The sequence below is a fragment of the Nocardia sp. NPDC056564 genome, assembly GCF_042793755.1.
Lineage (GTDB): Bacteria > Actinomycetota > Actinomycetes > Mycobacteriales > Mycobacteriaceae > Nocardia.
On sequence record NZ_JBHTUR010000011.1, the window covers coordinates 171,007 to 195,135 of the forward strand.

At 68.5% G+C, this 24,129-nt stretch carries 25 protein-coding genes; 10 read left to right on the forward strand and 15 right to left on the reverse strand.

Features of this window, described 5'->3' with window-relative positions; genetic code table 11:
• Nucleotides 1-4: 4 nt before the first annotated feature.
• Nucleotides 5-451: a VOC family protein gene (locus ACFQ9K_RS26245; protein WP_378725315.1), complete on the reverse strand. Its 447-nt coding sequence runs from the start codon at nucleotides 449-451 to the stop codon at nucleotides 5-7.
• A gap of 291 nt (nucleotides 452-742) precedes the next feature.
• On the opposite strand from ACFQ9K_RS26245, the gene ACFQ9K_RS26250 reads away from it, so the two are divergent.
• Nucleotides 743-2,251: a GMC family oxidoreductase gene (locus ACFQ9K_RS26250; RefSeq protein WP_378725313.1), complete on the forward strand. Its 1,509-nt coding sequence runs from the start codon at nucleotides 743-745 to the stop codon at nucleotides 2,249-2,251.
• 17 nt (nucleotides 2,252-2,268) lie between these two features.
• Here ACFQ9K_RS26250 and ACFQ9K_RS26255 read toward each other — a convergent pair whose 3' ends face one another.
• From ACFQ9K_RS26255 to ACFQ9K_RS26265, 3 genes are all read right to left on the reverse strand, one after another.
• Nucleotides 2,269-2,913: a cytochrome b/b6 domain-containing protein gene (locus ACFQ9K_RS26255; protein ID WP_378725311.1), complete on the reverse strand. Its 645-nt coding sequence runs from the start codon at nucleotides 2,911-2,913 to the stop codon at nucleotides 2,269-2,271.
• Entirely contained in the window at nucleotides 2,900-3,607 is a 708-nt protein-coding gene (locus tag ACFQ9K_RS26260; RefSeq protein ID WP_378725309.1) for a molybdopterin-dependent oxidoreductase, read from the reverse strand. Before ACFQ9K_RS26260 ends, ACFQ9K_RS26255 begins: the two co-directional genes overlap by 14 nt.
• Nucleotides 3,608-3,694: 87 nt before the next feature.
• Complete coding sequence (locus ACFQ9K_RS26265; protein ID WP_378725307.1) at nucleotides 3,695-5,320, reverse strand: tannase/feruloyl esterase family alpha/beta hydrolase; 1,626 nt, start codon at nucleotides 5,318-5,320, stop codon at nucleotides 3,695-3,697.
• Nucleotides 5,321-5,558: 238 nt separating this feature from the next.
• On the opposite strand from ACFQ9K_RS26265, the gene ACFQ9K_RS26270 reads away from it, so the two are divergent.
• Both ACFQ9K_RS26270 and ACFQ9K_RS26275 read left to right on the forward strand, forming a co-directional pair.
• Complete coding sequence (locus ACFQ9K_RS26270; RefSeq protein ID WP_378725305.1) at nucleotides 5,559-6,089, forward strand: hypothetical protein; 531 nt, start codon at nucleotides 5,559-5,561, stop codon at nucleotides 6,087-6,089.
• Between the two features lie 118 nt (nucleotides 6,090-6,207).
• Complete coding sequence (locus tag ACFQ9K_RS26275; RefSeq protein WP_378725303.1) at nucleotides 6,208-6,678, forward strand: PPOX class F420-dependent oxidoreductase; 471 nt, start codon at nucleotides 6,208-6,210, stop codon at nucleotides 6,676-6,678.
• Nucleotide 6,679: 1 nt separating this feature from the next.
• Here the strand turns inward: ACFQ9K_RS26275 and ACFQ9K_RS26280 are convergent, their stop codons facing one another.
• The 5 genes from ACFQ9K_RS26280 to ACFQ9K_RS26300 form a co-directional block, all read right to left on the reverse strand.
• Complete coding sequence (locus ACFQ9K_RS26280) at nucleotides 6,680-7,627, reverse strand: NADP-dependent oxidoreductase (RefSeq protein WP_378725317.1); 948 nt, start codon at nucleotides 7,625-7,627, stop codon at nucleotides 6,680-6,682.
• A 57-nt stretch (nucleotides 7,628-7,684) separates the two neighbouring features.
• Entirely contained in the window at nucleotides 7,685-8,995 is a 1,311-nt protein-coding gene (locus tag ACFQ9K_RS26285; protein ID WP_378725300.1) for an FAD-binding oxidoreductase, read from the reverse strand.
• A gap of 213 nt (nucleotides 8,996-9,208) precedes the next feature.
• On the reverse strand, nucleotides 9,209-11,914 hold the full coding sequence (locus ACFQ9K_RS26290) for an AAA family ATPase (RefSeq protein ID WP_378725298.1): 2,706 nt from the start codon (nucleotides 11,912-11,914) through the stop codon (nucleotides 9,209-9,211).
• A gap of 134 nt (nucleotides 11,915-12,048) precedes the next feature.
• The gene (locus ACFQ9K_RS26295) at nucleotides 12,049-12,375 is read right to left on the reverse strand and encodes a hypothetical protein (protein WP_378983719.1); all 327 of its coding nucleotides are present in this window, start codon (nucleotides 12,373-12,375) and stop codon (nucleotides 12,049-12,051) included.
• Between the two features lie 97 nt (nucleotides 12,376-12,472).
• Entirely contained in the window at nucleotides 12,473-13,444 is a 972-nt protein-coding gene (locus ACFQ9K_RS26300) for an MBL fold metallo-hydrolase (protein ID WP_378713910.1), read from the reverse strand.
• An 89-nt stretch (nucleotides 13,445-13,533) separates the two neighbouring features.
• On the opposite strand from ACFQ9K_RS26300, the gene ACFQ9K_RS26305 reads away from it, so the two are divergent.
• Nucleotides 13,534-14,478: a LysR substrate-binding domain-containing protein gene (locus tag ACFQ9K_RS26305; protein ID WP_378713929.1), complete on the forward strand. Its 945-nt coding sequence runs from the start codon at nucleotides 13,534-13,536 to the stop codon at nucleotides 14,476-14,478.
• On the opposite strand, the gene ACFQ9K_RS26310 is transcribed toward ACFQ9K_RS26305, so the two are convergent.
• Complete coding sequence (locus tag ACFQ9K_RS26310; RefSeq protein ID WP_378713909.1) at nucleotides 14,430-15,332, reverse strand: serine hydrolase; 903 nt, start codon at nucleotides 15,330-15,332, stop codon at nucleotides 14,430-14,432. The genes ACFQ9K_RS26305 and ACFQ9K_RS26310 overlap by 49 nt on opposite strands.
• 317 nt (nucleotides 15,333-15,649) lie before the next feature.
• Here ACFQ9K_RS26310 and ACFQ9K_RS26315 point away from each other — a divergent pair, with 317 nt between their 5' ends.
• Nucleotides 15,650-15,835 carry a hypothetical protein gene (locus ACFQ9K_RS26315; RefSeq protein WP_378713907.1) on the forward strand — a complete coding sequence of 62 codons (186 nt, stop codon included), beginning with the start codon at nucleotides 15,650-15,652 and terminating at the stop codon, nucleotides 15,833-15,835.
• A gap of 4 nt (nucleotides 15,836-15,839) precedes the next feature.
• Here ACFQ9K_RS26315 and ACFQ9K_RS26320 read toward each other — a convergent pair whose 3' ends face one another.
• Nucleotides 15,840-16,418 (reverse strand): TIGR03086 family metal-binding protein, encoded by a 579-nt coding sequence (locus tag ACFQ9K_RS26320; protein WP_378713905.1) that lies wholly within the window; start codon nucleotides 16,416-16,418, stop codon nucleotides 15,840-15,842.
• A gap of 420 nt (nucleotides 16,419-16,838) precedes the next feature.
• Between ACFQ9K_RS26320 and ACFQ9K_RS26325 the strand changes: the two genes are divergently transcribed.
• Entirely contained in the window at nucleotides 16,839-17,231 is a 393-nt protein-coding gene (locus ACFQ9K_RS26325) for a VOC family protein (RefSeq protein WP_378713903.1), read from the forward strand.
• Between the two features lie 8 nt (nucleotides 17,232-17,239).
• Here the strand turns inward: ACFQ9K_RS26325 and ACFQ9K_RS26330 are convergent, their stop codons facing one another.
• Together ACFQ9K_RS26330 and mca are read right to left on the reverse strand one after the other, a co-directional pair.
• Nucleotides 17,240-17,509, reverse strand: a complete 270-nt coding sequence (locus ACFQ9K_RS26330; protein ID WP_378713927.1) for a hypothetical protein — start codon at nucleotides 17,507-17,509, stop codon at nucleotides 17,240-17,242.
• A complete protein-coding gene (gene mca, locus ACFQ9K_RS26335) occupies nucleotides 17,509-18,375 on the reverse strand; it encodes a mycothiol conjugate amidase Mca (protein ID WP_378713926.1) in 867 nt (288 codons plus the stop codon). Before mca ends, ACFQ9K_RS26330 begins: the two co-directional genes overlap by 1 nt.
• A 119-nt stretch (nucleotides 18,376-18,494) precedes the next feature.
• Between mca and ACFQ9K_RS26340 the strand changes: the two genes are divergently transcribed.
• Together ACFQ9K_RS26340 and greA are read left to right on the forward strand one after the other, a co-directional pair.
• Entirely contained in the window at nucleotides 18,495-18,944 is a 450-nt protein-coding gene (locus tag ACFQ9K_RS26340) for a DUF4307 domain-containing protein (protein WP_378713902.1), read from the forward strand.
• A gap of 298 nt (nucleotides 18,945-19,242) precedes the next feature.
• Entirely contained in the window at nucleotides 19,243-19,737 is a 495-nt protein-coding gene (gene greA / locus ACFQ9K_RS26345; protein ID WP_040738717.1) for a transcription elongation factor GreA, read from the forward strand.
• 118 nt (nucleotides 19,738-19,855) lie between these two features.
• On the opposite strand, the gene ACFQ9K_RS26350 is transcribed toward greA, so the two are convergent.
• Complete coding sequence (locus ACFQ9K_RS26350; RefSeq protein WP_378713900.1) at nucleotides 19,856-20,998, reverse strand: cystathionine gamma-synthase; 1,143 nt, start codon at nucleotides 20,996-20,998, stop codon at nucleotides 19,856-19,858.
• 185 nt (nucleotides 20,999-21,183) lie between these two features.
• On the opposite strand from ACFQ9K_RS26350, the gene ACFQ9K_RS26355 reads away from it, so the two are divergent.
• Nucleotides 21,184-22,359 (forward strand): acyl-CoA dehydrogenase family protein, encoded by a 1,176-nt coding sequence (locus tag ACFQ9K_RS26355; RefSeq protein WP_378713897.1) that lies wholly within the window; start codon nucleotides 21,184-21,186, stop codon nucleotides 22,357-22,359.
• Between the two features lie 205 nt (nucleotides 22,360-22,564).
• Nucleotides 22,565-22,933, forward strand: a complete 369-nt coding sequence (locus ACFQ9K_RS26360) for a DUF6401 family natural product biosynthesis protein (protein WP_378713895.1) — start codon at nucleotides 22,565-22,567, stop codon at nucleotides 22,931-22,933.
• Nucleotides 22,934-22,999: 66 nt separating this feature from the next.
• On the opposite strand, the gene ACFQ9K_RS26365 is transcribed toward ACFQ9K_RS26360, so the two are convergent.
• Nucleotides 23,000-23,872 (reverse strand): hypothetical protein, encoded by an 873-nt coding sequence (locus tag ACFQ9K_RS26365; RefSeq protein ID WP_378713893.1) that lies wholly within the window; start codon nucleotides 23,870-23,872, stop codon nucleotides 23,000-23,002.
• Between the last annotated feature and the right edge of the window lie 257 nt (nucleotides 23,873-24,129).

Below are 24,129 nucleotides of genomic sequence, written 5' to 3' on the forward strand. Positions count from 1 at the left end.
GGTGTCAGCGGCCGGGGGCCCGCTGCGTGATCTCCTGCAGGAACCAGGCGTTGCCGTCCGGGTCGTGGAAGGCCGCGAAGGAGCCGTAGCTGCGACGCTCCGGGTGCGCGCCCGCAACGCGATCGGTGGTTCCGGCGTGATGGAAGACGCCGGTCGCGTCCCGGAACGGTCCGTCGACGGCGACGCCGCGTTCGGTCAGTTCGGCGACGGCCTTCTCGATGTCGGTGACGACGAGGTGCAGGCCGTCCAGCGTGCCGGGCGCGGCCGCGGTGACCCCGGTCCCGAAGATCACCGAGCAGGGCGAACCGGGCGGGGTCACCTGGATCACGCGATAGCCGTCGTCCACGGTGAAGTCGGCGTCGAGCCGGAACCCGAGCCGGCCGGCGTAGAACTCCTTCGCGCGATCGACGTCCGCGACGGGCAGCACGACGACTTCCAATTTCATATCCATGACCGTGTTCTCCTGTGGTGGGGTGGTTCCACTGTCGCCACCGCGCCCCGGCCGCCACATCCGTCGAATGACGCTCACACCGACGTACGCCCGCCCACAGCCCCCATTGACCTCGCTCGCGACCACCGTCACGGCCATCCGCGAACCCGGTTCGGCCGATCGGCGTCGAGCGAGATCTGGGCACTCGGTCTATTACGTCAGTGCAGCGTCATTCGACGGATTCGGCGCGGCGGTGGCGGTGGGGATGCTCGGAAGCATCCGAAACCGAGCCCTACCCAAAGGATGTACGACATGCCTTCTGATGCTTACGACTTCGTCATCGTCGGCGGCGGTAGCGCGGGCTGCGTGCTTGCCGCCCGGCTCACCGAGGACGAGAACCTGCGGGTGCTGCTGGTCGAGGCCGGTGCCGCGGTGCTGCCCGAGGCGGTCAGCCGTCCCCCGGCATGGCCCACCCTCGCCAACTCGGCTGCCGGATGGGGCGATCAGACTGTGCCCCAACCGTTTTCGGGGATACCGGTGCCGCTGCCGCGCGGTAAGGGCCTGGGCGGATCGTCGGCCATCAACGCCATGGTGTTCGCCCGCGGACATCACAGCTCGTATGACGGGTGGACCGTGCACGGCGCCGCGGGCTGGGGCTACGCGGATCTGGTGCCGTACTTCCAGCGCAGCGAGACCGCCGGGCACGGTGCGCCCGGCCGCGGGACCGCCGGGCCCTTGACCGTCGGCCCGACCACCCGGCCCAACGAGGTCCTGAGCGCCTGCCTGGCCGGTGCGATCGAGGTCGGATTCCCGCGCGCCACCGACATCAGCGGCGGGCTCGAGGACGGTTTCGCTCCGGTCGATCTCAATATCGTTGCCGGACAACGGCAGAGCGCCGCCGATGCCTATCTCACGCCCGCGCTGGGACGGCCGAACCTCCGCGTGGTCACCGGTGCGCTCGCGCGCCGGTTACTCGTCGAGGGCCGGCGCTGTACCGGCGTCGAGTACCGGGTGGGTGACGAGATCCGGCGCGCCACAGCCACTTCCGAGGTCGTGCTGACCGCGGGGACGATCGGCAGCGCGCAGCTGCTGTTGTGCTCGGGCATCGGACCGGAGACCGTGCTGCGCGACGCGAATGTCGAAGTGGTGCACCGGCTCCCCGGCGTGGGTCGCAACCTGCACGACCATCCCCGGATCAACCTGGTGCACAGTTCCCGCCGCCCGGTACCCACGCCGCAAGCCAATCACGGCGAGATCATCGGCCTGTTGCGCAGCGAACCGGACCTGGCCGGACCGGATCTGCAGATCATCTTCATCGATATCCCGCTGCCCAATCCCGTTGCGGCGGTGCCGAACGGCTTCACCATCGGCGTCTCGCCGATGCTCCCCGCGAGCCGGGGATCGCTGCGCATCGCCTCGGCCGACCCGTCCGCGCCGCCGCTCCTCGACCCCGGATACTTCACCGAGGCCGCGGACGTCGCGGTGGTGCTGGCGGGCATCGAGGCCGCCCGCGAGATCGCGGGTTCGGCGGCGCTCGCCGGCTGGGAAGTCGCCGAGGTCGCACCGGGACTCGATCGTATCGATGCGGCGACACTCGGCGACTACGCGCGACGGAATTTCGGCTCCTACTGCCACCCGGTCGGCACCTGCGCCATGGGTGAGGACGAGTGGTCGGTCGTGAATTCCGAACTGCGGGTGCATGGTTTGGCCGGATTGCGCATCGCCGACGGCTCGGTGATACCGGCGATTCCTTCGGCCAACACGAACGCGACGGTGTACGCGATCGCCGAGCGCGCCGCGGATCTGCTGCGCCGGTCGTAACCTTCACGAACGCATGATCATGGGCGGTGCGGGCCGCTCCCCTCGGTGGTCGGCCGGTCGTCGACCAACCACCGAGGGTGCGCCCGCTCCGCCCAGACCCGGTCGACGTACCCGGTCCGCATGCCACGCCGCGCCTCCGGATCCCGGTACGCCTGTCGCAGGTGACCCGCCAGCACCACCGCGATCGCCAAGGCGAGGACATCGTGCACGAAGATCGCGCTGGTCCGGGAGATGCCCGGCAGCAGATGCTGGAACCACATCAGCAGGCCGGTGCACATCATCACCAGCACCGCACCGGCGATCCAGCCCGCGTAGAGCTTCTGCCCGGCGTTGAACTTGCCGGCCGGGCGGTCCGACGGCGCGGTCCGGCCGCGGCGGGCCGCACGCAACCAGTGCCGGTCGTACGGCGCGAAACGATTCAGTCTCCGCAGATCGGCGCGGAAGGCCGGCGCGAACAATCCCAGCAGCACCGGCACCGGCAGGAGCACGCCGGACCACTCGTGGACGAAGACCACCAGGTCTCGGCGACCCACCAGTTGAGCAAGCGGCCCGACATAGAGGAACGCCGCGGTCGTCACGCACGCCAGCATCAGCGATCCGGTGGCGCGATGCACCAGCCGCTCGGCGGTGGTGAACCGACGTACCCGTTCAGCGTGCGTCATCGAGCCACCCGTCGACGTCGTACCCGCGTTGCTCCCAGTAGCCGGGGATGACCCGGTCCGTGACGGATACGCGGGAAAGCCATTTGGCGGACTTGTAGAAGTACATCGGCGCGACATAGAGCCGAACCGGTCCGCCGTGCTCGTGGGTGATCGGCGCGTCCTGCATCCGCAACGCCACCAGCACGTCGGGGCGCCGCGCCTGTTCCAGCGTGAGACTCTCGGTGTACGCGCCGTCGAAACAGCCGAAGCTCAAGGCTTTACCGCCCGCGCCGACCCCGGCGTCGTCCAGCAGGTCGGACAGCCGCACGCCGTCGAACGGCACCTGCTCGACCCGCCAGCCGTCGGTACAGCGCACGTCGTGGACGACCCGGGTCTGCGGCAGGGCGCGCAGGTCCGCCAGCGTGTACGTGCGCGTCCGATCCACCGTGCCGTCGATGGTCAGCGTGTAATCGGCCTCGCCCTGACGTGGCACCGAGCTGACGACGCTGTAGTACCGGAACCCGCCCGGGTTCGGAAGCAGACCGGTGAGACCGGTCGGATCATGCTGTGCGGCCTTGGCCAGCAGGCCCTCCCAGCCGGTCTGCAGGTATGGCGCCGCGAGCAGTCCCGCCGCGCCGACGCCGAGCATGCCCAGCAGGGTTCGCCGAGCCACGGGTGCGCCGTCCGGCATGTTCTCGCGGTCGTTCTCCGGCATCATCCCGCTCCTTTCGTCGTCCGGAAGGTGAATCCGGGCCCGCCTCCGTGACGAGGGCGGGCCCGGGTCGAATGGGGTTGGGCGTGGTCAGGGCGTGGGTGCGACGCAGCGGAAGCCGGCCGGATCGGTCGCGTCGCCGTCACCGCGGTAGCGGGAGACGAACGGCAGGCGGCAGATATCGCGCGAGACCGTCTGACCCGCGGCGGTGGTCAGGCTGGCGCGCAGGACATCCGGAGCCTGGCCGTGCTCGACCCATGCCGTCAGCGCGGTCAGGTCGTTGACGGTGGCGCCGGTGAGCGCGCAGTGCGCGACGCCGGGCGCCAGGAAGACGCGATAGAAATCGTCGACCTCGGCGGTGCCGCCCAGCCGAGCTTCGACCCGGTGGCGGTAGTCCACGGTGCCCGCGGTGGGGATCAGCTGGTCCGCGTCACCTTGCCAGGTGATCAGCTTGCCGCCCGCGGCCCGGAAGGCGGACAGGTCCGGGTCGGCGGTGCCGATGATCGAGTCGTACTCGGCGCGGGCCTGCTGGAAGATCTGATCGAACTGCGCGTAGGTGAGGTTCGCGGTGTCGAACTTCGGCTGCTTCTGCACGAACGTGGCGACCCACTGGGCGGGGACGGTGAACGGCACGCCGGTGGTGACCCCGTTCGCGCCCGTGGTGCTGGCCGTCAACGCGCTGAAGTCGGCGCCGGTGGGCAGGCCGAACCACAGCTGCTTGCCGTTCGCGTCCCGCGGGCCGTCCCAGATCTTGCGCACCACGTCCGCATCGGCCTCGCTGATCGTCAATTCCTTACCGTCACACTGCACCTTGGCGCCGATCAGGCGGCGCGGGTCGAACCCGCATCGGCCCGGATCGCTGATCAGGCCGTCCGCAATCCCGTCCAGCGCATCGCATTCCTGGACCACGGCCTGGTTGAACGCGTTGAACGTGCACGCGGCCGGGTAGGTGTGTGCCTCGTTCATCACCACCTGCGGCCACAGCGTGGCGACCTCGAACTGATTCCAGTTGATCGCCGGGGCGGCGGCGTTGATGCCGTTGAAGTCGGTCGGATATTTCTGTGCCTCCATATAGCCCTGCCTGCCACCGGTGGAACAGCCGTTCCAGTAGGCGTAGGACGCGGCCTGCCCGTACACCTTGGTGACGACCTGCTTGCCGACGACGGCCAACTCGTGCACCGACCGCGACGAGAAGTTCTCCAGCAGGGCCGAATCGACCTGCCCGCTCGCGGTCAACCCCCAACTCGTGTCCAGGCCACTGGTATCCACGCCCGCGTCCGTGGTCGCGGCGGCATAGCCCTGCTTCACCGCCGTGGCCACGCCGCCGATGTTCCCGGCCGCGTAGGCCGCGCCGCCGATTGCTTGGAATCGACCGTTCCAGTCGGCCGTCGGCAGCCAAACCTGAACCTTGGCATGGTCGTTCGCGCCCGGGTGGGTCAGCGTGACCGTCACTTCGCAGTGCGCGGGCACATCGGGCACGGGGTAACCGCCGAGCGGCGGGTTCCCCGGAACCTGAAAGGCTCCGGCGGGGACCGTGGTCGCCGTCAGCGACTCCACGGCGGCTCCGGCTGGCGCCGGTACCTGAAATGTGGCGCAGTCGAACGCGTTCGCTGGTGCGGCCTTCGAATCGTCCGACCGGTCCGCCAGGGCGTAGACGGCGGCCGCGCCCACCACCGTGATGCCGACGGCCGCGATCGCCAGGATGCGTCGTTTCAAGATCTCTCCTCGGTAGGAACTACCTCCTCACTGTCGCCAGCGCACCCCTACCGGCACATCAGTCACATGACGCTCCAGCTGACGTAATCCCGATACCGGCCTTCGCGATTCACGGCCCCGGCTACCAGGTTGACAAACCCCACCGCTGACGAGAGGCTGAGGCGGTGGCCGATCCGAGGGGGATTCTTATGACAAGTTTCGACGTCGATAATCCACCCACCGAGAAGCGGAATACGAAATGAGGTTCGCCGTCTACGCGAGCGTTATCACCGGCGCCTCAGCGGTATTGCTGACGGGCTGCACCAGCGGCTCGAGCGCGGTCGATACCACGCCCCCTGGTAACCCACACACATTCCAAGAGCTGTGCGATTATCCGAAACCCTTCTTCGGCAAATGGTTCCACACGGATGACCTTCGCGTCAGTACTGCCGTCGGAAAGCCACTGACCGAACACCTCGGCGACACCAACCAGTGCATTTTCAACACGGCGGACTCCAGATATCTCGGATATCTGTTCTTCGACGCACCCACGAAGCTCACCGAAAACAAGACTTCGACCACCGGAAAGTTGATGGTCGACGGGGTAGGCGTGGAGGAACTGCCCGATCCACTTCCCCCGTATATGGAAACCGAGAAGTACACGCCGGTAAAACTGATAGCCACGATAGAAGGCTGGCGGGGAGAGTTCCAATTCCCCGGCGGCGAGGAACAAACCATACAAGACGGCGCCCAGATGCTGGTGAATACCATCCGGGCACTGAAGAAGTGATTCGACCATATTCTCCGACGGCGAGCTAGGGGTGATGGCCGCCGCACCGCCGGACGGGTCACGGGGGTGAGCCGGACGCGATCCGGGACCCCGGTGCTCGCGATGACAGGATGGGGGGATGCCACGAATCGCTACTGCCGACAAGGTCGAACACTCCGCGCTGCTGGAGTTTCTGCGGGAGCGGCATCGCGGGGTGCTGGTCACCAGCCGCGCGGACGGGTCGCCGCAGCTCTCGCCGGTGACCTGCGGGCTCGACGCGGAGGGGCGCATTGTCGTCTCGACCTATCCGAGCCGGGCCAAGACGCGCAACGCCCGCCGCGACCCGCAGGTGTCGATCTGTGTGCTCTCCGATGATTGGAACGGCCCGTACGTGCAGGTCGACGGACGGGCCGAGGTCCTGGACATGCCGGAAGCACTCGACGGACTGGTCGACTACTTCCGCGGCATCTCGGGTGAACACCCCGACTGGGACGAATACCGGGCGGCGATGGCCCGCCAGAACAAGTCGCTGATCCGCATCCACATCGAACGCTGGGGCCCGATCGCCACCGGCGGGTTCCCGCCCGAGCAGGCGCAGGCCGCGGAATAGGTCAGCGCGAAACGCGCCGTCCCGCGGCCTCATTCCGCAGGACGAACTTGCCCGGCGTCCCGCTTTCCTTGTCCGCGAAGGCCTTCGACGCCTCCGCGAGCGGGTAGACGATGGGGTCGGGGAGACGCAGATCCCCCGCCGCGACGCCGCGGACGAGTCCGGTGAGTTGATCGCGGTTGGGCTCCACGATGAAGTAGACGGCCTTGCCGCTGCGGGGTTTGACCGGTGGTGGCGCCGCGATGGACACCAGGGTGCCGCCGGGAGCGACGAGGGCGGCGGATCGGGACAGCACGCTGCCGCCGATCATGTCGAAGACCAGATCTATGGAGCCGCTGAAGGTTTCGAGCGGTTGTTCGGCGAGGTCGACGAAAAGGGTTGCGCCGCAGTCCAGCACGGTCTGACGGTCACCGGCGCGGCCGGTGCCGATCACGTCGGCGCCGGCATTGCGGGCGAGCTGCACGGCCAGCGTGCCCACCGCGCCACCCGCGCCGTGAATCATCACCCGCTGGCCCGCGGTGAGCCCGCCGTGGCTGATCAACGCCTGCCACGCGGTCAGACCGGACATCGGCAGCGCGACCGCCTGCACATGATCCACTTCTTCGGGCACCAGCGCCAGATCGCGCGCCTCCACCGCGACGTACTCCGCCGCCGCGCCGTCGCGATAACGATCGATCATGCCGAAGACCCGGTCACCGACGCGCAGGTCGCTGGGATTGGTGCCGAATCCGAGTTCGACCACCACGCCGGAGACATCCCGCGCCGGAACGGCGGGCAGCCGTGCACGGCCCGCTCGATCCACATAGGTTGGCTCCCAATCCAATTCGCCGGGGGTGAACGCCGCGGCGTGGACTTCGACAACCACGTCGCCGACCGCTGGGCGCGGGTAGGGCACGGTCTCGACGGCGAGTTCGGCCGCCCGGCCGGGTCGTGACATGCGGGCAGCCCGCATGGTTCTGCTGGTCAACATCGCTCCAGATCGGTTGTGCGGCATGGGATCTGCACGGCGTCAGTCGAGGACCGGGAAGTTCGCGCGGATGATGTTGTGCGGGTCGCGGTTTCGTTTGATGTCCCGCAGTCGCGCCAGGGTGTCCTGGTCGAAGGCAGCGGCGGCGGACTCGCCGGGAGCGAGGAAGGTGTACGGCTTGGCACCGGTGAACCGGGTGCCGAGCGCGTCGGTGATCTCGGTGAACCGGCCCCGGATATCACCGAGCAGGTGCGGCAGCCCGAGGCCGAGCAGATACAGCGCGTACGGTTCACCCACCGCGCCCCGCGCGCCGTCGCCGGGCCGGTTCTCCGCGAGCGCCCCACCCAGACCACGGATCTGCACGTTGAGCAGCGGCGCGACCGGCTCGTCGATGAGGGTCTTGACCACCGCGTCGTCGAGTTCGGTGAGCAGTTCACCCCGGGAGAGCGAAGGGCTCGGATCCGTGGGCTCGGCGGTGATCTTGCCGATCTCCGCCGGGCTCAGCACGCCACGCGTATCAGCGATGACCCCATCGATCGTGTCCAGCCTGCGAGTCAGCTCCCGCCCTTCCGCCGAGTCACCCAGGTAAGCGAAGTCGATCGCGACACTCGGCGCGATACCGGGAATCTGATAGCGCTGCAACCACACCGACAACTCGGCGGGCGCGTCGGTGGTGAGCTCGGTGAACGCCTCGAACACCGCACGGGTCCGTTCGACCGGCCACGTCACCCGCCCGCCGTACAGCTGTGGCAGGGCGAACAACTCGAACTCCAGCCCGGTGACGATCCCGAAATCACCACCACCGCCGCGCACCGCCCAGAACAGATCCGGATCCGAATCAGCCGTCACCCGCTGCGCCCGCCCGGACGCGTCGACGAGTTCGACCGCACGCACCGCGTTCGACGCCCACCCGTACTTCCGCGCGAACCAACCGAAACCGCCACCCACGGTGTATCCGGTCACCCCCACCACCGGGTTACTCCCCGCCAAACCGGTCAGGCCGCACCCCGCCGCGGCGGCCTGCACCTGCCCCCACTGCACGCCACTACCCACCCGCGCCACGCGCTGCCCCGGATCGATATCGATAGTGTTGAACCGCCTGGTACGCACCAGAATCGCACCATCGATATCCCCGGTCGCACCGTGCCCGGTCGGTTGCGTCACCACCACCCGGCTGGCCGCACGCGCATACTCCAGCACCGCCGCCACATCCTGCGCGTCGGCCACCTCCACCACGCCCGCCACCGACTGCGCCACAGCGGTATTCCACGGCTGCACCGCCCGCTCGAACTCGGCATCACCCGGCAGCAGCACGCCACCACGAACCGCGGTCCGCAAGGTCTCGATCGACATTCCCATCCTCAATTTCGGATTCTCCGCTGAACGGTCGCCAGTCAACGACCCGAGCCGGCTTCGGCATGGATACACCGACCGCCCGGTCTCGACTCCGACAATACGAAGCTCGGCGCGGGGACACTATCGGTAACTTGACCTAAGTCCGCTTGTGGCCTGCTGCACACCCTGGCCGATACGGCGAGCAGTGGCGGTAATCGGAGTGGGTGCGGCTCAGTCGAGATCGAGCCGCGCGAGCTCCACGCGGCTCGCGATGCCCAGCTTCGGGAAGGCGCGATAGAGGTGGTGCGCGACCGTTTTCGGGCTGAGGAACACCCGCGCACCGATCTCCCGGTTGGTGGCGCCCGCCGCGGCCAGCCGGACCACCTGGAGTTCCTGCGGGGTCAGCGTCGCGGTCAGCGCGGCGGCGGTTTCGGGCAGCGCGCCTTCCCCGGCGGCGCGCAGTTCGGTGCGCGCACGGTGCGCCCAGGGCGCGGCACCGAGGCGATCGAAGGTCTCCATCGCTGTGCGCAGTTGGGTACGGGCCTCGCCCGGGCGCCGCTCACGCCGCAGGAACTCGCCGTACACCAGGCCCGTCCGGGCGTGGTCGTACCAGAGGCCCGCACCGGCTTGCAGCGTCATCGCGGTCACATAGGCGGACTCGTCGCCGTGCAGCATCGCCCGGCCGCGCAACGCGATCGCCTCGGCGAACGGCACCCGCAACGCGGCCGACCAGTGCTCGATCTCGGCCATCGCCCGCGCCGCGCGATCGGGCCGCCGCAGCCGGGCCGCCGCCTCGACCAGATCGCGCAACAGGTGAATCCAGTGCCCGCGCACCCGATTCGGGATCTGATAGTGGGCCTCCAGCCGGTCCAGCGCCGATTCGTTGCGCCCGTACCCGAGGTCGAGCACCGCGAGCGCCCACTCGCAGTGCGTGACATCGATGAAGTTGTAGTCGCCCGGCGAGCCGCGCAGGCCGCGTTCGGCGAGTTCGCGGCACCGCTGCTCGTCACCGCGGATGGCGGCGATGAGCGCGAGGTTGGCCTCGGCATGCGCCATCCGGCTCGGCTGACCGATGTCGGTGGCGATCCGCAAGGCCTGATTCGAGGCGGTGTCGGCCTCCCGGAGCCGGCCGAGCATCAACTCGGCCGTGCCGAGCGACGCGCTGGCGGCGGAGAACCAGCCGAGCATGCCCCGATCGCGGAGGCCCCCGATCAGGTCCGTGAGGATGTCGCGCCCGTTGACGACGTCGCCGATGAGCATCGCCTGCGCCGCGAAAGCCAGCTTGAGCGAGGGCAACTCGGCCGGAATGTGCCTGCTGTGGGTCACCGTCTCGCGAATCGAGCCGATGGTCGCCTCGAGCTCACCGGTACACAGGCCGATCACGCCGTCGAGCGCGGCGAGCATCGGCGCCAACTGGGCGTCGCGCTCGACCAGCTCCGCGAGTCTCTCGCGGGAGGACTGCACCGCGGCGAGTTCGCCCATGGTCCAGGAGGCCCGGCTCGCATCGACCAGCATGGCCGCGGCGCGGGTCGGTTCCGTCGCGGCGGCGTCCTTGGCGGCCACCATCAGCAGGTCCCGCGCCGTGCGCAGCGAACCGTACTCGAATTCGATCAGGGCGCGCGCGGCGCCGAGCCTGGCCCGTTCCACCGGGGCCAGCGGCAGTCGCTCCGCTTCGTGCGCCAGGCGCAGCGCGCGATCGGTACGTCCCGCCTCGGCCGCCCACTCGGCGGCGAGCACCAGGCGGCGCGTCCGCGCGGATCGGTCCGCGCTCAGCCGGGCGGCACGCTCCACCGCGGTGGAGGCGGCCGCGTATCCGGCGCGTTCGCGCGCGCGTTCGGCGACCGATTCCAGTGCGGCGGCGGCATTTTCGTCCTGTCCGGGGGTCGCGGCCGCGAGATGCCAGGCGCGGCGATCCGGATCGTCGGCGAGTGCGGCGGCGATCGCGGCGTGCACGGCGAGACGCTCGGTGAACGACGCACTGTGGTAGGCGGCCGCGCGTTGCAGCGGGTGCCGGAAGCTGACCGACCGGTCGGCGACGGTCACCAGGCCGGAGCGTTCCGTCTCGGCGAGGGCCGCCGCGGGCAATCCCAGGTCGGCCAGTACCGACAACACCAGGCTCAGCGCACCGGACTCCTCCGCGGCTACCACCAGCATCGCGGTGCGGGCCGCCGCGGATTGCTCGGCGATCTGGCGCCGGTAGCCGGACTCCAGCCGGTCCGGCAACCGCAGCGGGCCGACCGGCAGGGCGTCGAGGTCCATGGTCGGCAATTCGAGCAGCGCCAACGGATTCCCGCACGCCTCAGCCAGGATCCGCTCGCGCGCCTCGATGGTCAGCGCGGGCCAGCGATCGGCGAGCAGGGCGCCGGCGGTCGCCGAGTCCAGCGGCGCGGGACGCAATTGCGGCACCCCTACCGCGACGGTCTCGGTGCGGCCCGCGAACAGCATGACGACGCCCTCGGCGTCGAGCCGCCGCGCCGCGAAGCGGAGCGCCTCGACCGAGGCTTGGTCGAGCCACTGACAGTCATCGACCAGGCACAGCACCGGCCCCTGCGCCGACAGCTCGGCGAGCAGGGACAGCGTGGCCAGGCCGACGACGTACGGATCGGCCGGATAGGCGGCCGAGGTCAGGCCGATCGCGCTGCACAGCGCGTCGCGTTGCGGCTCGGGTAACGCGTCGACGATCGAGGCGCGGCGGGTGCCAAGGGCCGAGGCCAGCAGGCTCTGCAAACCGGCGAACAGGAATTCGGATTCGGCCTCGACGCCGGCGCAGCGCAGCACCTGCCAGTCCGGGTCCACCAGCTCCGCGGCCCGGTCCAGCAACGCGGTTTTGCCCGCACCGGGTTCGGCGACCAGCGCCAGCGCGGCGCTGCGGCCCTCACGTGCCGCTGCCAAAAGTGTGCTGATCTGCCGTTCTTCACCCACACGGCCGTACAGCATGGCCACTAACCTAGGCTTTCTGGAACGAATCAGCAAAACGTCAGAGCTGCGGTGAAGTTGCCCGGACGATGCCGGACGCCGTACTGATCGTCGGCCGAGCGCGCGAGCCCGTCGCCGGGCGGCGCGTCAGCCGCTCATTGCCCGAAGCTGCCGCCGCCGGCGGGCTTCTTGAAGTCGACCGTGGTGCCGTAGGCGCCGCCTTTGGCGCCCGGCACCACGGTGGCCACGGGGGCGCCGGTGCAGTTGTCGGACGCGTAGATGTACGCGGTGCGGGCGGTCGTGTAGTTCTCCACGGCGATATCCATCGGGCCGACCTTTATGCAGCCATCGAGGTTGTGATACGAGTCCTGGTAGACGATGCCGTTGATGATCGCGATCTCTTCGGGGGCGGCCGTGGTGGTAGGCGCTAGCGCGGTGAGGGTTGCCGCAACGATTCCGGCTGCGACTGCGAATGACTTCACGTTCGATCTCCTTCGGTTGCGGTTGCCGGTCAGTCTGGAGGGATCTCGGCCGACGCACCAGCAGTACTTTTCGGGGCACGGCGTCTACCCGCGGGCCTCAGGGGGTAACGGTCTGTAGGTGGTCGACGGTGATGAACTTGCTGGTGGGGCTGGCTTGCGCGACCGCCGTGCGCAGCGCTTCGAGACCACCCCAGTCGCGGGCGGGCTCGGCGAGCGGATAGTCGAAATCGTCCCAGTGCGTGGGAATTACGTAGCGCGGATGCCCGGTCACGCGGAGCAACCGCGCGACGTAGTCGGTGATCTTGCCGCCGCCCGCGGGCAACAGCAGCACGTCCGGGCGCAGACCGGCCAGCTCGGACTCGATGTAGTTGGAGCCGCCGAAGTTCAGCACGCTCGTCCCGCCGCCGCTCACCGCGTAGGCCAGCGTGCCGCCCTCGACCAGATCGCGAATCACCTTGGGCTCCGGTAACTTTCCCGCGCCGAGTCCGGGGCGGGTGCCGGCGAAGGCCACCTCGGCCCGCGACCCGGAGACCGAATGCAGCGAACGCAGGGCGCGAATGGTGTAGCCGTCGAAGCGCAGTTGCTCGCCGCCGGTGGTGATCGAGAGCTGCTCCTCGGGTGCGCCGAGCGCGGCCAGCAGATTCAGGTGGGTCTCGGTGCCGAGCACGGTCGCGCCGGTCTTCTTCGCCAGGTACGGCACATCGGTCAGGTGGTCGTAGTGACCGTGGGTGACCAGGATGTGGTCGGCGCGCAGTTCGCCGCTGTCCAGATAGCGGTCGAGCAGGGCGGTATCGACCGTGAGCGGAGTGTCCGGATCGGCGCCCGCGGCGGTATAGGTTCCGGTATGGAACCTGGTCAGCCAGGGGTCGATCAGCACCGTCTTGCCGCCCGGCAACCGGATCTCCCAGCTGTTGTTGCCCCACCAGCGCAGGGTCAGGCCGCCGGGCGCCGGGGCCGGCGCGTCGGCCGCCGGTGGCACGGATTCCGTTCCGCCACATGCCACTACGCCCGCGAGCACCGCCGCGCCCGCGGTCACCCCGAAGAATTTCCGCCGTCCGAAACCTGTCATGCAGGCATGCCAGCACACTCGCGATCCCGCTGTCCAAGACCGGCACGCCCGCTCGGCGATATCGAAAACGGTATCGTCGCAGCGTGGACATGCTGCGTCAGCTGCGGTACTTCGTTGCCGTGGCCGAAGAACTTCATTTCGGGCGGGCCGCCGAGCGCCTCGGCATCGCCCAGCCGCCGCTGAGTCAGCGCATTCGCAAGCTGGAAAACGACCTCGGCGCCCGGCTGTTCGACCGGGACAGCCGCCGGGTCGAGCTGACCGAGGCGGGTCAGATCCTGCTCGCCGAGTCCCGCGATCTGCTTGCCCGCTGGGAGCGCGCGACCTCGCTGGTCGGCAAGGCGCATCGCGGCGAGATGGACGCGGTGCGGGTCGGCGTGCCGCCCGAACTGGCGGGACGGGTGCTCGCCGCGATCCTCACCGCGTTCGAGAGCCGCGAGGTGCGCGTGGACCTCCAGGAGCTGACCACCGCCGAACAGGTCCGCCTACTCGCCGACCGGCAGCTCGACGCCGGGCTGCTGCAACATCCGGTCGACGTCGTCGGCCTCGAACTGGGTCCCGCCGTGGACACCCCGGTCGGCGTGGTGCTCCCCCGCGATTCGCCACTGGCCGTGCGTTCTTCGCTCACACTCGCCGAGCTGGCCGGACTCGGACTGGTGATATTCCCGCGGGCCGCCGCGCCCGGACTCTACGACTCGACACTGCGCACCTGCTGGGAACACGGCTTCAAACCGACCAGGGTGCAGCACGCCCGAAACCCCGAATTCGTGCTCGGCATGGTGCTTTCCGGCCGCGGCGTGGCCTTCGATCAGGGCATGGTGGCGCAGAAGGAACCGCGGGTCGTCTGGCGGCCGCTCCCGGAAGGCACCTTGAACTGGCGGCTCTCGCTCGCCTGGCCTGCCCACGCACCGCATCCACTGGTACCCGAACTCGCCGAGCTGATCGTGCGAGTCGTACAGGGCGACGGCACATCTCGGCCGGCATCGGTTCAGGCCGCGCCGCACCGACCGTGGAACGTGGTGTACGGCAGGCCGTGATCGATTCGGTCGATCGCGAGCGTGGCGGCGGCGCCGATCGCGCGATCCACCTCGGGCAGTCGTTGTTCGAGAGCCGGGACCCTGGTGAATACCGCTACGGCATAACGACTTCCGTCCGGATACTCCAGCACACCGATTTCGTTGCGCACTCCGGGCAGGGTGCCGGTCTTGGCCCACACCCGCACCTGCGGCGGGAACGCACCCGCGAGCCGATGCCAATTCACCTGCTGGCGCATGAGATCGCGCACCCAGCCGCACGCCTCGGCGGGGCCCGCGAGATCCTGCCCGATGAGCGTGAGCAACCGGGTCATCTGCCGCGGCGTGCTCGCGGTGGTCCGAAGCGGGTCCAGCGCGCGGGTGCCGAGAATCTCGGCGGCGGTGAGCGCCGGAAACCGCTCGGCGAACTCGGCCGCATCCCGCGCGCCGATGTCCTCGGCCATGCTCTGCACGATGTGCCGCGGCGAGCCGACGATCCGGGTGGCGTCGAGGCCCAGTTCACGTACCAGCGAGCGCACATTGTCGATGCCGACCCGGTCGAACAGCAGATCGGCGGCGGTGTTGTCGCTCACCGTGAGCGCGAAGAACGCCGCGTCCCGGAGGCTCAGGTCGACATCGTCGTAACAGCCCGCCGTGCCGACCCCGCCGAGCCGATCCGCGCCCGCGGCCCGCACCCGATCGGCCGGATCCAGCTGTCCGGCCGCCACCTGCCTGGCGAATTCGAGCACCAACGGCACCTTCACCACCGAGGCGAGCACCACCGGCTCGTCGGCGCCCGACCCGGACTCCGCACCGCAGTCGAAACACCGCGCATGCACCCAGCCCCGCACCCCCGCGTCCCGGAAGATCTCGTCCACGTCTCCAAGCTGCCACACGGATCGCCGCTCGACTCTCCCGGTGCGGGACCCGCGACAACGAAGACCGTCCTGCGCGCCCCCGTTCGCCGGGTCGCCGAAAAATAGGATGCGCCGGTCGAATTCGACCGGATACAGTTCGCAAGCGCTCGGTGCACGGGCAACGGTGGAATGGAATCCGTTGCCCATCCAGAACTCCGGCGCGCACGGACACGCACCCACGGTGCGCGGCGCCCGTTTCTTTTCGGGTGCCCGAAATACGGTGGGCGCTGTCGAAATCGGGCCGATATACCTGCATCTTTTGAAAGGGCGTTATTGCCATGCGCAAATTCACCATCGCACGTCCGAAAGACGACGCAGCCCGGGATATCAGCGCGGCGACGTCACCGGTACATGCCGAGCAACATGCCTTGCACCGCAACCACGGTGGCCGGCTCGCCTACGAGCAGGCCGCGGCGCGCGAACTGCTGCTTCTCGCGGCCTCGACCGTGGTACGGATCCGGTAGCGCGCTACGGGGTCCGCGCCAGCACTTCGCGGCCGACGTAGCCGAGCAACCGGCGATGACCGGGCTCGTCCGCCTCGACGAACACCTCGGCGTCGAAGATGCCGGGGGCGCGGAACCGGTCGATGCCGCCCCCGGCCTGCATGGTGGCGAGAAGTTCGCCGCACAACGCGTCGTCGGCCAGATCCGGCCTGCCGATGGCGACCGCGAGATCGACACCGTGCACAACCAATTCGGTGAGATGCACAAGCGCCGCCACCGCGGCGGGCAACTCGCCCAGCGGAATGTGCACGGTGTTCTCCAGGGCGTCGAGCCGATGCCAGGCCGCCCGGTCCACCTCCGCCGCCGCCGCGTACGCGCCCTGCGGATCGCCGCCGAGCCAGTCGGATTCGTGATCGGCGCCGGAATCCGTACCGCTCAGCGCGGCCGCGAAGATGTGCATGTTGCCCACCGTGTGATTCAGCACGGCACGCACATCCCACTCCCGGCAGGGCGTCGGCGCGGTCATGGAGCTGTCGTCCAAAGCCGCGACGATCACGCTCGTCGCATCGAGTGCACGGTCGATCTGTCCGATCACGTTGTCCATGAGCTTCCTTCGGTCGAGCGGTCTGGCTGAATTGGTAACACAGGCGGGCGACATACGGAGGCCGTTGCGAAAGCTGCTCGCGGCGAATTAGGTTGCCAGCAGTGTGCTTCTCGGTGGCCGTTGGATTAAGCGGCTGCGCTAGCCGAATACATCTCGCTACAGTGTGCAATGCGCCCGGTGCGCATGCAACGGCCGCCACGCAACGTTTGAAAACTGTTGCGTCAGCGGCGTTGTGACCGTAGAGCGGGCTATGCAGCGAGGTGAAGCTGACAATCGGTTTCGATCACACTACAGCTGTAGCAATTTCGTTATCCAGTTCAGCTGTTGTTTAAACCTGTTACCGCCGACCGAAATTCGGACATTCCCACATTCACCTGGACTTCGGCCGGCAATGCCGCATGTCGCCTACCATCCGTGCGCATGCGCATCGATCTCTGCACGCTCGTCGTCGAGGACTACGACCAGGCGATCGCCTTCTTCACCGAAGCGCTCGGCTTCGACCTGATCGAGGACGCGCCCGCACGGACCAACGACGGCCGTCCGAAACGCTGGGTCGTCGTCCGCCCGCCCGGCGCGCAGACCGGCCTGCTGCTGGCCCGTGCGGACGGTGCCCGACAGTCAGCGGCGGTCGGCAACCAGACGGCGGGTCGCGTCGGATTCTTCCTCCAGGTCGACGATTTCGACGCCGCGTTCCACCGGATGGTGGCGCGCGGCGTCGAATTCGTCACGGCGCCAAGGCAAGAGCCCTACGGCCGGGTCGCGGTATTTCTCGATATCGCGGGCAATCGCTGGGATCTGCTGGGCCCCAACTGATCCGAACGTCAGGTCTGGTCGGCGCGGCTCTCCGGCTCGGCGTCGTCCTGCCGGGTGGTGATGCCGCGCTCGGTCCCCTCGTCGGCCTCCTGGTCCGGTTCCGGGTGTTCCGGTTCGAAGGTGGCGGGCAGCTTCTTCAGATGCTTGTTCATCGAGCGGACCAGCAGCACGGTGCCCGCGAGCAGGATCAGGATGATGACCAGGCCGAGCGGAGACGCCTTGCCGAACTCCGGCCCGGTCGGGGTGCCACCGGGGGCTTGGGCGAGCAGAGCCAGCATCACCGGTGCTCGTCCTCGATGCCGGCGAACAGGTCGGTCTCCGGCAGCGCCGTCTTGACCCTGGTCTTGGCCAGCTCGAACTCCTCGGTCGGCCAGAGCCGCTGCTGCAGCTCCAGCGGGATGGCGAAGAACGCGCCGTTCGGGTCGATCTGGGTGGCGTGCGCGCGCAGGGCGTCGTCCCGCTGCGGGAAGTACTTGGCGCACTCGATCTGCGTGGTGACCCGGGAGAACACGTCGCCGCGCTCAGGGACGTACTTGCGCATCCGGTCCAGCCACTCCTGCAACGGGAACGGCTCGCCCATCCGCTCGTACTCCTCGGCGAAGACCTCCATCCGCCGGGCGGTGAAACCGTGGTCGTAGTACAGCTTCAGCGGCGTCCACGGCGGTCCCGCGTCGGGGAACCGCTCGGGATCGCCGGCCGCCTCGTAGGCGGCGACCGATACCTCGTGGCAGCGGATGTGATCCGGGTGCGGATAGCCGCCCAGCTCGTCGTAGGTGGTCATCACGTGCGGGCGGAACTCGCGCACCACCCGCACGAGTGCCTCGGTGGCCTCCTCCAGCGGCACCGTCGCGAAGCTGCCCTCGGGCAGCGGCGGCAGCGGATCGCCCTCCGGCAGGCCGGAATCGACGAAGCCGAGCCAATGCTGGCGCACGCCGAGGGCACGCGCCGCGGCGGCCATCTCCTCGCGCCGGATCTCGTTGATCCGGTCCAGGACGCCGGGGGTGTCCATCGCGGGGTTCAGGATGCTGCCACGTTCGCCGCCGGTCAGCGTCACGATCAGGACGTCGTGTCCCTCGTCGGCGTACCGGGCGGTCGTCGCGGCACCCTTGCTGGATTCGTCGTCGGGGTGGGCATGCACCGCCATGAGGCGAAGGCCACTCACGTCTTGTTCACCATCGCTCTCGCTCGCGGGTGTCTGGTCTTCGTTCCCTATAGTTCCATTCGACCGACATTTGTTCCGACGTGCCCCCCGGGAGCGACCTTGTGACCGATCGAAGCGACGCCCCGGCTCCCGTCACACCCCAAAGGCCGACCGACCGGTACGGAACCAAGCCGCCGGTGCCGCGCCGCAGGCTGCCGCTGGTCCTCGGCATCGTCGTGGTGTTGCTCGGCTGCGGCGTGGCCTTCATCGGCTACCAGAAGTACGGCCCCAAAGACCTGGAGTCCGAGCAACTCGGCTACACCGTGGTCGACGACTCGACGATGACCGTCCGGATCAAGGTCACCCGCAAAGATCCCGCACAGCCCGCCGTCTGCTTCGTCCGCGCGATGGCCAGGGACAGCGTCGAGGTGGGCCGCCGCGAGGTGCTGATCGAGCCGTCTACCAGCGGCACGATCGAACAGACCACCACGGTCAAGACGTCCGCGCGGGCGGCGTCGAGCAGTATCTACGGTTGCAGCGGGCAGGTCCCCAGCTATCTCCGAGCAGGGTGATTTGCCGCTTTTGCCGCAGCGATTGTCCTCGAAATTAACTCCGACCTGCACGTTTGTGATTCATGCTAAAATGGCCTGATACACGGTTCCGGGGTTCGGAGCCGTGTTTGCTGCATTGGCGGCCAGCGCTATCTGTTCCGGATTACGAGCTTTGCCCGGAACCAGGGTCTGTCGGGGTTCGATGAACTTCAGGATCGCTCTAGCCGTCGACTGGTGCGTGCCCGCCCCACGGGTGGGTACCGCGGCAGTTATCAGGGAATCCCGGCCTGCCGGGAACAACTACTAGGGAGTGATCGAGATGACTGAGACGCAAGTGACTTGGCTGACCCCGGAGTCGCACGACAGGCTCAAGGGCGAACTCGATGCGCTCATTGCCAATCGTCCCGTTATCGCTGCCGAGATCAACGAACGCCGTGAAGAGGGCGACCTCAAGGAGAACGGCGGATACCACGCCGCGCGCGAAGAGCAGGGTCAGCAGGAGGCGCGCATCCGCCAGCTGCAGGAGCTGCTGAACAACGCCAAGGTCGGCGTCGCGCCGACCAAGTCCGGTGTCGCGCTCCCCGGTTCGGTCGTCAAGGTCTACTACGACGGCGACGAGTCCGATACCGAAACCTTCCTCATCGCCACCCGCGAAGAGGGCCTGAACGATTCCAAGCTGGAGACCTACTCGCCGGCGTCCCCGCTCGGCGGCGCGCTCATCGACGCCAAGGTCGGCGACACCCGTGAGTACACGCTGCCCAACGGCAAGACGATGAAGGTCACGCTGGTCAGCGCGGAGCCCTACCACAGCTGACCGGTCCGGCCGCGGTGTCGCGTAGCCACCGGCAGCGCGCCCCGGCCGACCTGTTCCCCTGAGACACGAACGGCCGCACCCGAATCCCCGGTGCGGCCGTTTCGTCATGCTGCGGACCCTAGCTCAGTGCCTGTTCGAGGTCGGCGAGCAGGTCGGCGGCGTCCTCGATGCCGACCGAGAGCCGGACCAGATCCGCGGGCACCTCGAGCACGGATCCCTCGGTGGACGCGTGCGTCATGGCGGCCGGGTGCTCGATCAGCGATTCCACCCCGCCCAGCGACTCGGCGAGGGTGAAAACCTTGGTGCGCGAGCAGAGGTCGCGAGCCGCGTCCGGCCCGCCGTGCAGCCGCACCGAGATCATGCCGCCGAACCGGCGCATCTGCTTCGCGGCGACCGCGTGGCCCGGATGCTCCGGCAGGCCCGGGTAGATCACCTGGGAGATGGCCGGATGCCGGGTCAGGAACTCGGCCAGGGTCTCGGCGTTGTCGCAGTGCCGATCCATCCGCACCGCGAGGGTCTTGGTGCCGCGCAGGGTGAGGAAGGCGTCGAACGGGCCGGGCACCGCGCCCGCACCGTTCTGCAGGAACGCGAACGCCGCGTCGAGTTCGGGGTCGTTGGTGATCAGCGCGCCGCCGACCACGTCGGAGTGCCCGCCAAGGTACTTGGTGGTCGAGTGGGTGACGATGTCGGCGCCGAGCAGCAGCGGCTGCTGCAGGTACGGGGTGGCGAAGGTGTTGTCCACCACCAGCTTCGCGCCCGCGCCGTGCGCGATGTCGGCCAGCGCCGGGATGTCGCCGATGCTCAGCAGCGGGTTGGTCGGGGTCTCGACCCACACCAGCTTGGTGTTCGGCCGGATCGCCGCGCGCATCTCGTCCACGTCGAACACGTGCGCCGGCGAGTGCTCGATGCCCCACTGGCTGAACACCTTGTCGATCAGCCGGAAGGTGCCGCCGTACGCGTCGTCCGGGATGACGATGTGATCACCGGGACGCAAGGTGGCGCGAATGGCACAGTCGGTGGCGGCCATGCCGGACGCGAACGCCCGGCCGTAGGTGCCGGATTCGAGCGCGGCGAGGTTCGCTTCCAGCGCGGACCTGGTCGGGTTGCCGGTGCGCGCGTACTCGAAACCGCCGCGCAGGCCGCCCACCCCGTCCTGGGCGAACGTCGAACTCGCGTAGATGGGCACGTTGACCGCGCCGGTCTGCGGATCGGGATCGAATCCCGCGTGCACGGCCCTAGTGGAGAACCCCAGCTCACTCATGACCTCAGCCTAATCAGGGGCGATTTCCGAGCAACCCCCTGGTCGGGTCGCGTCGACGTTCTGCGCACGAATCCGACCCAGCACCGATCTAGTTACGCAGCTAGGACGTGTAGGCCGGAAATTTTCTCCCGAGAACCTCACCAGACCCCGATCTCACCGGCACCCTTCCCATTTACGCTTAGCCCATGGTGACTGTGGAAGAACTGTTCGCGATCGACTCCCTGCTGTCCGACGATGAGCGCGAGATCCGCGATGCCGTCGCGACCTTCGCGAATCAACGCTTGCGACCGCACATCGCGGACTGGTTCGAGGAGGGCACCTTCCCGGCTCGCGAACTCGCGCCGCAGCTGGGCGAGGTCGGGCTGCTCGGCATGCATCTCGAGGGTTACGGCTGCGCGGGCATGTCGGCGACGATGTACGGCCTGGCCTGCCAGGAGCTGGAGGCGGTCGACTCCGGCGTGCGCAGCATGGTGTCGGTGCAGGGATCGCTGGCGATGACCGCGATCCACAAGTACGGCTCGGAGGAGCAGAAGCAGCAGTGGCTGCCGGAGCTGGCGGCCGGCCGCGCGCTCGGCTGCTTCGGGCTCACCGAACCCGACTTCGGCTCCAACCCCGGCGGCATGCGGACCAGGGCCAAGCACGACGGCACCGACTGGGTGCTCAACGGCTCGAAGATGTGGATCACCAACGGCTCGGTGGCCGATGTCGCGGTGGTCTGGGCGCAGACCGAGGACGAGGGCAAGCAGGTCATCCGCGGCTTCCTGGTGCCCACCGGGACGCCGGGGTTCAGCGCGCGCGAGATGCATCGCAAGCTGTCGCTGCGCGCCTCGGTGACCGCCGAACTGGACCTCGACGACGTCCGGCTGCCCGCCGACGCGGTGCTGCCCGAGTCGCGCGGCCTGGCCTCGCCGCTGGGCTGCCTGAGCGAGGCGCGGTTCGGGATCGTCTTCGGCGCGCTCGGCGCGGCCCGCGACTGCCTGGCCTCGACCATCGAATACGCGCGCACCCGCGAGGTGTTCGACAAGCCGCTGGCCGGATATCAGCTGACCCAGGCGAAGCTGGCGGACATGGCGCTGGAGTTCGGCAAGGGGCAGCTGCTCGCGCTGCACCTGGGCCGGCTGAAGGATCGGGGCACGGTGACGCCCGAGCAGGTGAGCGCGGGGAAGTTGAACAGCACCAGGGAGGCCATCAAGATCGCCCGGGAGTGCCGCACCATCCTCGGGGCGAACGGCATCACGCTGGACTATCCGGTGCTGCGGCACGCGAACAACCTGGAGTCGGTGCTCACCTACGAGGGCACGGCCGAGGTGCATCAGCTGGTGCTCGGTCGCGCACTGACCGACGCCAACGCCTTCCGGTAACCGGCGGCCGTCGAGAGAACAGTTCGCCGGCGGACGGTAACTCGATCCATACCGTTCGGTCGTGTTTGTCACTATCAACCGGCGAACTGATTCTCCCCCAAGTCTTTTCGATGCGGACAATTTGCTGGAATCCGCGTTTCCGACAAAACAGACTGGGTGAAGCGTCACAGTTCTATAAAGACTCGCCGATTGCTAGCATAGGAACATGTTTTTGCTCGGCCCCGCGTTGCTCGAAGTGTCGGCACGCAAGATTTTGACCCGCCTGCACAAGACGCACGGGATGCCCGCGCTGGCCGCGGCGGCGGAGCTGCCCGCCCTGTCGGCGGCGCTGGACCAGCACGCGGCGGCCGTGCGCGACATCCTCGAACTCGGCGTCGAGGGCGCCGCGCGGGTGCCGATGAGCGTGCTGCTGGCGGGTTACGCCCGCGGGCTCCTCGATCACGTGCGCGAGGCCGCGGCCGAGCACGGCATGACCGGTGCCGCGCCGAGCGACCTCGGCAGCTGGGCGAACGCCGACTGGCTCCAGTTGCGCCTGGCCGGCGTGTGCCTGCACTCCGCGCAGCAGTTCGCCTGAACCCTTGACAAAAAACGCGTCCGCCGTAGGCAGCAGCCCACGGCGGACGCGTTGTGCCGAGTGCGCTCAGCGGCGCTCGCCCGGATCGCGGTAGCCCATGTACTCACCGGACTGCTCGTACGAGCCGCCGCCCTGCATCGCGCCCTGATCCCACTGCTGCGCGTGCTGACCCTGGCCGCGGGCGGCCTGCTGATCCATCCATAGCTGCTCACGCGAGGCGTCCTCACGACCGCGCGAGTACGCCTCCGCATGCCCCTTGACTGCGGGCATCTCCTCTTCCAGGCCGCTCAGCCAGCCCTCCCAGCGCTGCTGCATCGGCCGGACCATGCCGCCGCCGACACCGACCACCAGGATGCCGCCGATGGTGGCGAGCACGGTGATCAGGATCGGCATGGTGACCGACATGGCCACGCCGATCTGGTTCAGCGCGGCCACGATGCCGACGCCCCAGATGAACACCGCGGCGATCCGGCCGATCATCGCGCCGTAGGACAGCCCGCCGAGCATGTTGCCGACCAGGTCACGCACCGCGGACGCGATCGCACCGGCGATCACCACGATGATGATGGCGACCGCGGCCTTGGGCAGCCAGGACACGATGCCGTCGAGCAGATCGCTCACCGGGTTCGGCCCGAACACGCCGAATCCGAGTTGCAGGGCGATCAGCAGGATCGCGTAGTAGGCCAGCTTCGCCAGCAGATCGGACGCGTCGTAGCGGCTGCGCGACATCATCTGCTTGAGGCCGCCGCGCTCGACCAGGCGGTCGAATCCGAGCCGGTCGAGCACCTTGTCCACGATCGTCGAGACGACCTTCGCGACGATCCAGCCGATGAGCAAGATGACGATGAATCCGGCCAGCTTGGGGACGAACGTGGCCACCGAGCTCCACGCGTCCGAGAACCCCTTCTGGAAATCGATAGCCAAACTGGAGGTGTACATGCCCATCCCTTCGCTATCCGATTACGCCATGGCGGTTGCCGAGGCTGCTTCAAGGCCGGTTATACCCTGGCCACATAACTCGAATCGCTTATTTGCAGACAATTTGCCACATTGCGACTTTCGGCGCGACCGCACCACGATCCGACGCGCGGGGACGTACTCTCTACTCCGGCCACCCGCGACTGGTCGGTCTTCCTCACAACCCGGCCCACGCCATGAGGAGAAGATTGTTACGACCTGTCATCGCGGTGCCATCT

What these genes read in the sequence shown, in the direction of transcription:
- ACFQ9K_RS26245 (WP_378725315.1), bottom strand. Translation starts at nt 451, where the DNA reads ATGGATATGAAATTGGAAGTCGTCGTGCTGCCCGTCGCGGACGTCGAT.
- ACFQ9K_RS26250 (WP_378725313.1), top strand. Translation starts at nt 743, where the DNA reads ATGCCTTCTGATGCTTACGACTTCGTCATCGTCGGCGGCGGTAGCGCG.
- ACFQ9K_RS26255 (WP_378725311.1), bottom strand. Translation starts at nt 2,913, where the DNA reads ATGACGCACGCTGAACGGGTACGTCGGTTCACCACCGCCGAGCGGCTG.
- ACFQ9K_RS26260 (WP_378725309.1), bottom strand. Translation starts at nt 3,607, where the DNA reads ATGCCGGAGAACGACCGCGAGAACATGCCGGACGGCGCACCCGTGGCT.
- ACFQ9K_RS26270 (WP_378725305.1), top strand. Translation starts at nt 5,559, where the DNA reads ATGAGGTTCGCCGTCTACGCGAGCGTTATCACCGGCGCCTCAGCGGTA.
- ACFQ9K_RS26275 (WP_378725303.1), top strand. Translation starts at nt 6,208, where the DNA reads ATGCCACGAATCGCTACTGCCGACAAGGTCGAACACTCCGCGCTGCTG.
- ACFQ9K_RS26280 (WP_378725317.1), bottom strand. Translation starts at nt 7,627, where the DNA reads ATGCGGGCTGCCCGCATGTCACGACCCGGCCGGGCGGCCGAACTCGCC.
- ACFQ9K_RS26285 (WP_378725300.1), bottom strand. Translation starts at nt 8,995, where the DNA reads ATGTCGATCGAGACCTTGCGGACCGCGGTTCGTGGTGGCGTGCTGCTG.
- ACFQ9K_RS26290 (WP_378725298.1), bottom strand. Translation starts at nt 11,914, where the DNA reads ATGCTGTACGGCCGTGTGGGTGAAGAACGGCAGATCAGCACACTTTTG.
- ACFQ9K_RS26300 (WP_378713910.1), bottom strand. Translation starts at nt 13,444, where the DNA reads ATGACAGGTTTCGGACGGCGGAAATTCTTCGGGGTGACCGCGGGCGCG.
- ACFQ9K_RS26305 (WP_378713929.1), top strand. Translation starts at nt 13,534, where the DNA reads ATGCTGCGTCAGCTGCGGTACTTCGTTGCCGTGGCCGAAGAACTTCAT.
- ACFQ9K_RS26315 (WP_378713907.1), top strand. Translation starts at nt 15,650, where the DNA reads ATGCGCAAATTCACCATCGCACGTCCGAAAGACGACGCAGCCCGGGAT.
- ACFQ9K_RS26320 (WP_378713905.1), bottom strand. Translation starts at nt 16,418, where the DNA reads ATGGACAACGTGATCGGACAGATCGACCGTGCACTCGATGCGACGAGC.
- ACFQ9K_RS26325 (WP_378713903.1), top strand. Translation starts at nt 16,839, where the DNA reads ATGCGCATCGATCTCTGCACGCTCGTCGTCGAGGACTACGACCAGGCG.
- ACFQ9K_RS26330 (WP_378713927.1), bottom strand. Translation starts at nt 17,509, where the DNA reads ATGCTGGCTCTGCTCGCCCAAGCCCCCGGTGGCACCCCGACCGGGCCG.
- mca (WP_378713926.1), bottom strand. Translation starts at nt 18,375, where the DNA reads ATGGCGGTGCATGCCCACCCCGACGACGAATCCAGCAAGGGTGCCGCG.
- greA (WP_040738717.1), top strand. Translation starts at nt 19,243, where the DNA reads ATGACTGAGACGCAAGTGACTTGGCTGACCCCGGAGTCGCACGACAGG.
- ACFQ9K_RS26350 (WP_378713900.1), bottom strand. Translation starts at nt 20,998, where the DNA reads ATGAGTGAGCTGGGGTTCTCCACTAGGGCCGTGCACGCGGGATTCGAT.
- ACFQ9K_RS26355 (WP_378713897.1), top strand. Translation starts at nt 21,184, where the DNA reads ATGGTGACTGTGGAAGAACTGTTCGCGATCGACTCCCTGCTGTCCGAC.
- ACFQ9K_RS26360 (WP_378713895.1), top strand. Translation starts at nt 22,565, where the DNA reads ATGTTTTTGCTCGGCCCCGCGTTGCTCGAAGTGTCGGCACGCAAGATT.
- ACFQ9K_RS26365 (WP_378713893.1), bottom strand. Translation starts at nt 23,872, where the DNA reads ATGTACACCTCCAGTTTGGCTATCGATTTCCAGAAGGGGTTCTCGGAC.